The sequence below is a fragment of the Desulfovibrio legallii genome, assembly GCF_004309735.1.
Taxonomy (GTDB): domain Bacteria; phylum Desulfobacterota; class Desulfovibrionia; order Desulfovibrionales; family Desulfovibrionaceae; genus Desulfovibrio; species Desulfovibrio legallii.
Genome location: NZ_SIXC01000008.1, coordinates 27,682 through 38,646 on the forward strand (window position 1 = coordinate 27,682; position 10,965 = coordinate 38,646).

Annotated in this window: 7 protein-coding genes; 4 read left to right on the top strand and 3 right to left on the bottom strand. The window is 66.8% G+C overall.

Annotation, left to right across the window (positions count from 1 at the left end; all coding sequences use genetic code 11):
* Positions 1-279: 279 nt before the first annotated feature.
* From dxr to tsaB, 3 genes are read left to right on the top strand one after another with little or no spacing between them, the layout of a single operon-like run.
* Positions 280-1,611: a 1-deoxy-D-xylulose-5-phosphate reductoisomerase gene (gene dxr, locus EB812_RS07510; RefSeq protein ID WP_118229714.1), complete on the top strand. Its 1,332-nt coding sequence runs from the start codon at positions 280-282 to the stop codon at positions 1,609-1,611.
* Positions 1,605-2,774, top strand: coding sequence for a M50 family metallopeptidase (locus tag EB812_RS07515; RefSeq protein WP_118229715.1), 1,170 nt, complete (start codon positions 1,605-1,607; stop codon positions 2,772-2,774). The genes dxr and EB812_RS07515 overlap by 7 nt, the downstream gene beginning before the upstream one ends.
* Positions 2,771-3,616 carry a tRNA (adenosine(37)-N6)-threonylcarbamoyltransferase complex dimerization subunit type 1 TsaB gene (tsaB, locus tag EB812_RS07520; RefSeq protein ID WP_130957999.1) on the top strand — a complete coding sequence of 282 codons (846 nt, stop codon included), beginning with the start codon at positions 2,771-2,773 and terminating at the stop codon, positions 3,614-3,616. Before EB812_RS07515 ends, tsaB begins: the two co-directional genes overlap by 4 nt.
* Before the next feature lie 290 nt (positions 3,617-3,906).
* Here tsaB and EB812_RS07525 read toward each other — a convergent pair whose 3' ends face one another.
* The 3 genes from EB812_RS07525 to EB812_RS07535 form a co-directional block, all read right to left on the bottom strand.
* Positions 3,907-6,918 (bottom strand): DEAD/DEAH box helicase, encoded by a 3,012-nt coding sequence (locus EB812_RS07525; RefSeq protein WP_130958055.1) that lies wholly within the window; start codon positions 6,916-6,918, stop codon positions 3,907-3,909.
* A 20-nt stretch (positions 6,919-6,938) separates the two neighbouring features.
* A complete protein-coding gene (locus EB812_RS07530) occupies positions 6,939-7,634 on the bottom strand; it encodes an acyltransferase (protein WP_118229717.1) in 696 nt (231 codons plus the stop codon).
* A gap of 168 nt (positions 7,635-7,802) precedes the next feature.
* Complete coding sequence (locus EB812_RS07535; protein ID WP_118229718.1) at positions 7,803-9,089, bottom strand: phenylacetate--CoA ligase family protein; 1,287 nt, start codon at positions 9,087-9,089, stop codon at positions 7,803-7,805.
* A 192-nt stretch (positions 9,090-9,281) separates the two neighbouring features.
* Between EB812_RS07535 and EB812_RS07540 the strand changes: the two genes are divergently transcribed.
* The gene (locus EB812_RS07540; RefSeq protein ID WP_130958000.1) at positions 9,282-10,946 is read left to right on the top strand and encodes an FmdE family protein; all 1,665 of its coding nucleotides are present in this window, start codon (positions 9,282-9,284) and stop codon (positions 10,944-10,946) included.
* Positions 10,947-10,965 lie beyond the last annotated feature (19 nt).

Genomic DNA, 10,965 nt, shown 5'->3' on the forward strand with positions numbered 1-10,965 from the left:
AATCTCGCAATTTTTCCAAAGGAAGGGGAGAAATCGGCACGGGCGTCTTCTTGCGGTTTGGGCTGCGTCAAACTCGGTGGCGCGCCTTTTGAGCTCTGGTTCGGTCGGGATCGGGGCGACCCTCTGGGCATTCCCGTCCGCCTATCCTGTACCCTGGTACGTCTGTGGCGTGCCCTGAGGAAGTAAAAATTTTAGGGGGTGGGGGCGTGGGGGAGGCGACCCTTTTGCAAAAAGGGGCCCTCCCCCACAAAATCCCCTCCGCCCCACTGGACGCAACCTATGACGACACTCTGGCCGGGCCGCGGCGGCCCGCAGGTTGATTACATTTCCGGCCCGCCTTCGGCGGCGTGGTGCGATGCTTGGCCGCGGCGGCTGGTCTTGCTGGGCTCCACGGGCTCCATCGGGGGCAGCGCCCTGGCGGTGGTGGAACGGCATCCGGACTTGCTGCGGGTGGTGGGGCTTTCGTGCGCGCGCAATGTGCAGAAGCTGGCAACCCAGGCCGTGCGCTGGCGGCCGGGATACCTGGCGGTGCTGGACGCGGCGGCGGCGGACGCGCTGCGAACGCTGTTGCCGACGGACTACACTCCGCACATTCTGATCGGACGCGAAGGCTACGCCGCTTTGGCGGCCCTGCCCGAGGCAGACGCCGTGCTCTCGGCCCAGGTGGGGGCCGCAGGGCTGTCGGGCACGCTGGCCGCGGCCCTGGCGGGCAAGGTCATCTGCCTGGCCAACAAGGAATCGCTGGTTTTGGCCGGGGATCTGCTGCGGCGGGTCTGCGCGGGCAGCGGCGCGGTTATCCTGCCCGTGGATTCGGAGCACAACGCCATTTTTCAGTGCCTGGCTGGGCGCGGACAGGACGTGGACCGGCTCATTCTGACGGCTTCGGGCGGTCCTTTTCGCGGCTGGACGGCCGAACGGCTGGCCCAGGTCCGGCCGGAGCAGGCCCTCAAGCACCCCAACTGGAGCATGGGGGCCAAGATCACGGTGGATTCGGCCACGCTCATGAACAAGGGGCTGGAGGTCATCGAGGCCTTTCATCTTTACGGAGCGCCGGTGGAGCGCATCGACGTGCTGGTGCACCCGCAGTCGGTGGTGCATTCGCTGGTGCAGTTCAGGGACGGCGGCCAGCTGGCCCAGCTGGGCACGCCGGACATGCGCCTGCCCATTGCCCATTGCCTGCTCTGGCCGCGCTGTGAAGCCGGAGACGTGCCGCCGCCGGACCTGACGCGCACGCCGCTGACCTTTGAGCGGCCTGATGTGGCGGCCTTTCCCTGCCTGGACCTGGCGCGGCGGGCGTTGGCCGGGCGCGGCGGGCGCTGCGTGGCGCTCAACGCGGCCAACGAGGCAGCGGTGGAGCTGTTTCTGCACGGAAACTGCGGTTTTACAGATATTCCCCGGCTCATTGCCGCCGTGCTGCAGGCCCACGAGGCCGAACACCCCGGACACGAATCTTTCTGCGCGCCAGAGGCGGTCATATCCGCTCCCGGCGCGTCCACGCCTGCCGCCCTGACGCGGGAGGCCCATACCCTGGCGGCACGGCTGGAAGAGCTGGACCGCCTGAGCCGCGAGCGGGTCCGTGCCTTGGCCCGCCCCGGAGGATGCCTGTGCTGACAACCGTTATTGCTGTGATCGTCGTTCTGGGTGGTCTGATCTTTTTTCACGAATTGGGACACTTTGCCGTGGCCAGAAGCCTGGGCATGGGGGTTTCCACCTTCTCTCTGGGTTTCGGCCCCAAAATCCTCAAATATAAGAAGGGCAAGACGGAATACGCCCTTTCGCTTGTCCCCCTGGGCGGTTATGTGGCTCTGGTGGGCGAGAGCGACGCCAACGAGATTCCCGACGGCTTTACCGAGCAGGAAAGTTTTGCCCTGCGTCCGGCCTGGCAGCGGCTGTTGGTGGTGGCGGCAGGGCCTGTGGCCAACGTGCTGCTGGCCTGGATTCTGTGCTGGATTATGGCCTGGGGCTGGGGCACGCCTGTGCTTCTGCCGCAGGTGGGCGGCGTGGTGGCGGAAAGCCCCGCCGCTCGGGCTGGTCTGGCCCCCGGCGACACCATCCTTTCCATTGACGGCCGGGCCGTGGACAGCTGGCAGGTCATGGCCGAGGCCATCAACCAGAGCGACGGCCGCACCCTGCACCTGGAAGTGCGGCGGCCGGACACAGCCCCCGACCTTGCGCCCGCAGCTCCGGAAGCCGCAACCGCGCCCGACGGCCCAGACATGGCCGCAGGCGGCATGCGTCTCAGCCTGGAACTGACGCCGGAACGCGCCACCCGCAAAACCATTTTTGGCGAAGAAGAAACCGCCTGGCTCATCGGCATCCGCAATTCCGGCGGCGTACGCCTGGTGGAGCACGGCTTTCTGGATGCGGCCAGCGCGGGCCTGAGCCAGACCGCTGAAATGGTTTCCCTGACCTGGCAAAGCCTGGTCAAACTGGTGGAGCGCGTGGTGCCCCTGGATCAGGTGGGCGGCCCCATCATGATCATGCAGATGGTGGGGCAGCAAGCGCAGCAGGGCCTGGCCGGGCTGCTGGCGCTTACGGCGCTCATCAGCATCAACCTGGGCATCCTCAACCTGCTGCCCATCCCCGTGCTGGACGGCGGGCAGATTTTCTTCTGCCTCTGGGAAATGCTCTTCCGCCGCCCCCTCAGCTCCAAGGTGCAGGAGTACGCCATGCGCGCTGGTCTGGCCCTGCTGGTGACCCTCATGCTGCTGGCCACCTACAACGACGTCTGGCGCATCCTTAAAAACACGGGCTGGTTCGGGAGCGGCTCATGACCACGGGCACCGGCCTGGAGCTCATCCTCAACGCCGCCGAAGGCGCGCTGCAGATGGTGGTGACGGAGGACGAAACCCTGCTCTGCGCCCAGGAATGGCGCCGCCCAGAACGAGCCACGGAAATTCTGGCCCCGGCCCTGCGCCATATCTGCGCCGCCCTGGATTTGCGCCTGGCGGATTTTCGCCGCCTGGCCTGCGTGCGCGGGCCAGGCTCTTTTACCGGCATCCGCCTGGTGCTGGCCACGGCCGCGGCCCTGCGCCGCACGGGGCAGGTGCGGCTGGCGGGCCTGGACTACCTGCAGGCCCTGGCCGCCACCCTGGCTGTGGATAGGGGCGTGCTTTACGGCGCGCCCATCTGGGTGCTGACCCACGCCCGCCGCAACCTGGTGCACTGCCAGCCCTACCGCAGCTACGGCCCGCTGATTCCGCCCCAGCCCCTGCGCCCTGTGGACCTCTGCACACCGGAGGCCGCCGCCCAACGCATCGCCCAGAGCCGTACCGAACCCCTGCCGCCCGGCACGGACCCCGCCCCCCGCGTCTGGGTCTGTGGCAGCGGCCTTATCCGCAACGCCCCCCTGGCCGACGCCCTGCAAACAGCCACAGACGCCCCCGGCTTGCCCGTAAGCGCGCTGCCGGACCTGACCTGTCCTTCCGTAACGGCCCTGCGCCTGCTGGCCCGCCACGGCGACTACTTTGCCAAGGACGTGGAACCCCTCTATGTGCGCCCCTGCGACGCCGTGGAAAATCTCCCCGGCCTGGCCCCGCGCCTGGGCCTCGACCCCGCCACCGCCGTAACCTCCCTGGCAGAAAAGCTGGACCGTGCCCCGCAAAGCGAAATCTGAAACTGGGGCAGTGCAACGTTGCAATGCTCTGACGGTTGCGTAAGCAGCCGCCCGCCGTGGAGGCGCAAGCGCAGCTTCAGCCGTTGCAACGCAGAAGGCTACGGATAAAGACCATACCGCTGTTTATTGGCGCGCTTAAGCGCTGGAACGCGCGTGCCGTAACCTTTGAATGCCTGTTCTCAAAGGTACTCTGCCCTGAGAAACGGCAAAAATTTTTGTGCGGAAAGGCGCTCTCGGGGACGCTTGCGCCCCCCAAGGACCCGCCCCGAAAAACCGGATAAAACCCGCCGTCAGTGACCGGTTGACTGCGCCATAAAGTCTACGGGCACCCGTACCGCTGCGCCGGCCTTGTTGCGGAAGAGCAGATAGCCCTGTTCCAGCCCGTAACGGTACAGCCGGTGGGTTATGTCCACGTCCTTGCGGCAGTAGCGGGCGATATCCTCCAGGCGGCCTTCCTTCCACCATTGCAGGGCCAGCAGACCGTTGGCGCTCTTGGGCTCCCCCAGAGTGGCCTGCCCCAGGTTATCCAGCGAAACCCGGTAATTGAGGGACTGGTTCACCCGCTGCAGCAAATCCAGACTGGGCAGGCCGCGCAGCTCAAAGGGCGCAAAAGGCCGCAGCACGGCGTAGTCAAAACGCAGGCTGTTGAAGCCGATGACCAGGTGGGCGGCGCGCAGGCGCGCAAACAGGTCCGGCAGTTCCTCCTGCCGGTAGGTAAAAAAGTCGTCGGCCGCGCTGTCATAAGCCACGGCCACGCTCACCCCCATGCGGTCGGCCCGGTTCCAGCCGCCCACCTCCGCTGCGGAGCGACGGGTTTCCACGTCAAAAACCACATAGTGCGCGGGCGGGGCGCTCCGGACCGGGCCGGAATCGGCAGGCGCATCCGTCACAGCTATGGCGGCGGAGTTTTGGGGGCCAAGGGAGTCTGCAGGAGCGGTCATGGGAACCTCCGGGGCGGCTGTCGGGGATGTGGGGGCGAAAACGTCCGGCGTAAGACGGTCCGGGGCCGGGCTTATCCGCAAGGAGGCGGCCAGCCGATCGCCCTCGTCGCCGGGGGCCAGGGCCTGGCGCAACAGCTCCAGCGCGCCCTGCTTGCTGATGGGCCGGTTGCCGGAGCCGCACTTGGGCGAATGCACGCAAGAAGGGCAGCCGTCCTCGCAAGGGCAGGCGGCCACGGTTTTGCAGGTGGCTTCCAACAATTGCCGCGCATCGGGAAAGGCCTGGCGGGTGAGACCGGCGCCGCCGGGCAGACCATCGTAAATAAACACCGCGGGCAGGCCCAACTGCGGGTGCAGGGGCGTGGATATGCCGCCGAAATCGTTGCGGTCCGCCATGATCAGCAGGGGCAGCAAACCAATAGCCGCGTGTTCCAGGGCGTGGATGGAACCCATAAAGTGCAGAAAGCGCTCTTCCAGATACGCGCGCAGCACGTCGGGAAAGACATACCAGAGGCCCTCAGTTTCAAAAACCTGCGGTGGCGCGTCCAGGGGTACGATGGTCAGCAGCCGGTTGCCTGACGTGCTGCGTTTTTCGTAGCCCGTAATGCGCTCCGTAATACGCAGCCGCCCCCGGCAGACCAGCACCCGGCCCAGGGAGCGGCGTTCTGTTTCTTCCAGGATATCCGTAGTCTTGTTCCCCCGCGTGCGGGTAAACCAAGTCACTTTCTCCGGCCTGGCCCGGACCCGGCCGCGGGCCGTATCCAGCTCGGTAATAACGTAACTGCGGCCGTGGTGCAGGTAGACCGCGCCGGGGTGGGTTTCGCGCCAGGCGCGGAAGCCGTCCACCGTGCCGATGACATTGCCTTCTTCATCCTCAATGCAGCAGGTCTGGCCCGATCCGCGCAGGTCCACCAGGCGTTGCGGGCGCTTGCGGGCCGCCAGCAGCTGGTTGCCATCCGCCGTCCGCAACAAAAGCCCCCGGCCCAGCAGGTCGCGCGCCGCCTGCCGGGCCGCCGGGCCGCGCAGCAGGTCTTCGTCAAGGGTCAGGGGCAGTTCGGCGGCGGCGCATTCCAAATGCCGGGCCAGGATGACTTCATTATCCGGGTTGACCACGGCCTTTTCCGGCGGGCGGCTGAAAAAATCCTCCGGATTGCGGGCAAAATACTGGTCCAGGGCGTCTTCGCCCGCCACCACGATGACGGCCGACTCCTGCTGCGCGCGGCCTACCCGCCCCCCGCGTTGCAGGGTGGCCATGACCGTGCCGGGGTACCCCACCAGAATGCAGACGTCCAGGCCGCCGATGTCGATGCCCAACTCCAGCGCGCTGGTGCTGACCACGGCCAGCAGGTCGCCGGAAGCCATGCGCGCCTCGATGCGACGGCGCTCCTCCGGCAGAAAACCCGCCCGGTAGGCAGAAATGCGCTTGCCAAAGGCCCCGGATTGCCCGGCCCAAAGGCTGATGAGCTCAGTCATGCGCCGGGAGCGGCAGTAGACAATGGTGCGCAGGCCGCGGGCCAGAGCAGACTTGAGCAAACCGATGGCCGCTGTGGCCGGGCTCTGCTCCGGATTGAGAAACACAAAATGGCGCGGCCCCTGGGGCGCGCCGGACTGGTCAATGACCACAGGCGGCGCACCGCCCACGCCTTGTACGCCGCCCGTGCCCGTGAGCGCGGCGGCCAGTTCGCCGGGATTGCCCACCGTAGCCGTGCAGAGCGCGTACACGGGCCGCGCCCCGTAGCGCTCGGCCAGACGGTTGAGCCGCCGAAAAACCTGGGCCATGTGCGCGCCAAACACGCCCCGGTAGGTGTGGGCCTCGTCCACCACCACAAAGCTCAGCCCGGCCAGAAAAGCCGCCCACTGCTCGTGGTGGGGCAAAATGCCCAGGTGGAGCATTTCTGGATTGCTGATGAGCACGGCGGGCGGGTCGCGCCGGATTTTGCGCCGGGCGTAGTCGCTGGTGTCGCCGTCGTACAGAGCGGCCCTGGGGCGGACTTCGGGCGGCCAGGCGGCGGCCAGGGCGTTAAAGCCGGCCAGCTGGTCCTGGGCCAGGGCCTTGAGCGGAAACAGGTACAGGGCGCGGGCGTCGGGGTCCGCCAGGCAGCGCTCCAGCACGGGCAGGTTGTAGATCAGACTTTTGCCGCTGGCCGTGGGCGTGGCCGCCACAATGGAATGCCCGGCGCGCAGATGGTCTGTAGCCAGGGCCTGATGGCTGTATAGCCCGCCAAGGCCGCGCTCCGCCAGCAGTTTGGCGATGGCTGCGGGCCAGGGCAGGCGCGTGGGCGCATAAACTGCCGGCACGGCGGGCAGCAGGCGGTGGCAGGTCACCTGTGCGCCCAGGGTGGGCGAGGCCAGCAGGGCGGCCATATAGTCGGCCACAGACACGGTCAGCTCCGCGCGGCGGCATCCCGCGCCGCAGCGTCCTCCGGCCCTAGGCGGCGCAGCACGCGGGCGGGCGCGCCCGCAGCCAGGCAATAGGGCGGCACGTCACGGCTGACCACGCTGCCCGCGCCCACCAGCGCGCCTTCGCCAATGCGCACGCCCTTGAGCACAATGCAGTTCAGGCCCAGCCAGGCGTAGTCGCCAATGAACACGGGCGCGTCGCGCTCCAGGCCAGGCTCCGTGGCGCGGGCTTCGGGCGGCCAGGGCGCGTGAAAATCCGCGTCCACAATGATGCAGTTGGGCCCCAGCAGCGCCTGCCGACCGATATGGATGGTTTGCGAGCGCGCCGTGACGGACGTGCCGCTCAGCTGCGCGCCTTCCCCTATATGGATGCGCGCGCCCGGCCCAAAGGTCCGGAGTCTGGTGGGCGCGGCCAGGGTGGCCGCCGTGGCCCGTCGCCAGGACGAAATAATGCTGACCCCGGCCCCGATGCGGATTTCGCTGCCGGGCCAGCGCATGAGGCCCACCGGGCCGTGGGCCGTCACTCCCGGCCCCAGGGTCACGCCCAGAAGCCGCGCCTTGCAGCGCAGCCGCAGGGTGCCCCAGGCCAGCCCGCCGCAGCGCAGGGCCTGCAGACTCAGGTAACTGATGATATTGGCGGGGCTGAGGCCCCGTTCCAGAGCTTTGCGCAAAAAATCCATGGCGGTCTTCCGGTTTGGCAAGGGGCGTGGAAAGACCCCACGCCCCCGAAAGGAGGATGTGCCCGCGCCCGGTGCGGTCGGGAGCGGGCTTGCACCCGGCGCAGCCCGTCAACGCCGTGTGCACGGCGGACCGGATGCGGCCGGCGCAAAGATTGCCGGTTGCGGCCTTCAGCGCTTGTCGATGACGCGCTTGGACTTGCTGAAGGTGCGCGGCAGGCTGGCGTAGTCCGTGACGCACACGCTCACCCTGGCCAGCAGGGCCTTGTGCAGACGGGTTTCCAGCGCCTGGGCCAGGGCCGCGTCATTGCCGCCGGTCTGGCCCTGGCCGCGCTCCACGGTCAGGGTCATGTGGTCCAGGGCGCGTTCATCGCGCACCAGCTCCACCTGATACTCGCCGCCCAGTTCGTGGAACTGGCTGATGACCTCCATGAGCTGGCCGGGGTAAATATTGACGCCCCGGTAGATGAGCATATCGTCCGAGCGGCCCAGAATACGGTCGTGCATGGGCATGGAAAGCCCGCAGGAGCAAGACCGGGGCAGCAGGCGGCAAAGGTCGTGAGTGCGGTAGCGCAGCAGGGGGGCGGCTTCTTTGCACAGGCTGGTGACCACCATTTCGCCCACCTGCCCTTCCGGTACGGGCTGGAGCGTGGCCGGGTCCACCACTTCAATGATAAAAAGGTCCGCCCAGTAGTGCAGGCCCTCGTGGGCGTCGCAGTCAATGGCCGTGCCCGGGCCGTACATTTCAGTCATGCCGGCGATGTCAAAACAGCCCTCCAAGCCCAGCTTGTCCACAATGGCCGTGCGCATCTTGACGCTGTGCGCCTCGGAACCGCAGACCATGCGGCGCAGACGGATATTTTTACGGATGCCCGCGCGTTCCACCTCTTCTGCCAGCAAAAGGGCCATGGAGGCCGTGGCCGTAAAGCCCGTTGCCCCCATATCCTGCAAAAGCTGCAAATGCATCTCCAGGTTGCCCGGCCCCACAGGCACGGTGAGCATGCCCAGGCGTTCGCTGCCGGCCTGAAAGCCCGCGCCTGCCGTCCACAGGCCGTAGCCCACGGCCAGCTGCATGCGGTCCTGCGGGGTAAAGCCCGCCAGCTCAAAACAGCGGGCGATCTGCAGGCTGAACATGTCCACATCTCTGGCTGTGTAGGCCAGAATTTTGCGCTTGCCCGTGGTGCCGCTGGAGGCGTGGATGCGCACCACCTCTTCGGGCGGCACACAAAGCAAGGGCAAAGGATAGCCCGCACGCAGGTCGTCCACATCCACGGTGGGCAGGCGCGGCAGGTCTTCCAGCGTCAGGGGGGTATCGGGCGCGAGGCCGCAGGCCGCAAGGCGCGTGCGGTACTGCGGGCTTTTGAAAGCCTGCCGCAGGGTATAGCGCAGCCCTTCGGTCTGCTTTTTGCGGATTTCCTCAAAGCTCAACTGGGGAATAAAGCGGTACGGCTTGCCCACCGGAACGGCCCTCCTGCTGCAAAAATGCTGGGCCGCATTGTGCGCGTTTTTGGGCCTGGAAGCAAGCAGCCGTGCCTGCCCATTCCCCCGGCTCCGCGTCCGGCGCGCGGTCAGGTACTTTTTTGCGCAAACTGGCTTTTTATCACGATTGCGCGTAACATAGGGATACTTGTCTTGAACTATGGAGAAGATATGAATATAGGCGCCTATACGTTTGAGGAATTCCGCCGTCTGGCCGAAAATTTTCACGGTTACGCGGCCCCCGGCCTGCTGGTGGGCGGCTATATGGTAGAGCTGGCCAAACGGCACCTGCCGCCGGGCACGCTGTTTGAAGCCGTAGTGGAATCGGGCAAATGCCTGCCCGACGCCGTACAGTTGCTCACCGTCTGCAGCACAGGCAACAACCGGCTGAAAATCCACAACCTTGGGCGCTATGCCGTGTCCCTGTTTGACAAGCACACCGGAGAAGGCGTGCGCGTGAGCATAGACCCCGCCACGCTGGACCAGTACCCTGAAATCCGCGGCTGGTTCCTGAAGGAGAAGCCCAAGCGCGACCAGGACGTACCCCGCCTGGAGCGTGAAATCGAAACCGCCGGCGAAAGCATCTGCAGGCTGGAGCCGGTGACAGTCAAGCGCCGCTTCGTGGGCCACAAGCACATGAGCCGCATTGTCTGCTGTCCGCTCTGCGGCGAGGCCTACCCGGCGGAGGACGGGCCCGTCTGCCGGGGCTGCCAGGGCGAAGCCCCCTATGTGCTGGCCCGGCGCGAACTGCCCCGGCCCGACGACGCCGCGCCGCAGCCCGCGCAGCGCGTCCTGCCTGTGGAGGAAGCCGTGGGACGAACCCTGGCCCACGACATGACCCGCATTGTGCCCGGCCAGTTCAAAGGGCCAGAATTCAAAGCCGGACAGCGCATCAGTGTGGGGGATATCTGCCGCCTGCAGCAGATGGGCCGCTTTAACGTGGCCGTCACCCCGGAAGAAGCCCCCCAGGGGCACAGCGCCCCGATTCATGAAAACGATGCCGCCGAAGCCTTTGCCCGCCGCATGGCCGGCGAGGGCGTGACCTATGAGCTGCCCCCGCGCGAGGGCAAGGTCGACTTTACCGCCCAGCGCGACGGTCTGTTCTGCGTGGATGTGGAGCGCCTTTACCGTTTCAATCTGGTGCCGGAAGTCATGGCCGCCTCCCGCCAGGACGCCACCGTGGTCAAGTCCGGCGGCCCTCTGGCGGGTACGCGGGCCATCCCCCTCTACATCACTCCGGAGCGGCGCGCTCAGGCCCTGGAAGCCCTGGAGGGCGGGCCGCTCTTCCGTGTGCTGCCCCTGCGCAAGGCCCGCGTGGGCATTCTGGTCACCGGCACCGAAGTCTTTCAGGGCATTATTGAGGACAAATTCATTCCCGTCATTACCGCCAAGGTAAACATGCTGGGCTGCAGTGTGGTCCGCACAGAGATTGTACCTGACGACAAAGCCGCCATGCGCGCCGCTGTAAAGGCCATGCGCGCCGCCGGGGCCGATTTGCTGGTCACCACCGGCGGCCTTTCCGTAGATCCGGACGACGTGACCCGCCAGGCCCTGCTGGAAGCGGGCCTCACCGACATGCTTCACGGCGTGCCCGTACTGCCGGGCACCATGAGCATGGTGGGGCGCATTCCCGCCGACGACGCAGGCCCCGACATGCAGGTCATGGGCGTGCCCGCCTGCGCCCTGTACTACAAAACCACCTTTCTGGACCTCATGCTGCCGCGCCTGCTGGCCGGGCGCTCCCTCACCCGCGCCGAAGCCGCGCGCCTGGGCGAAGGCGGCTACTGCCTTGCCTGTCACACCTGCACCTGGCCCAAGTGCTGGTTCGGCAAATAAACGGAATTCCCCTGGGAGC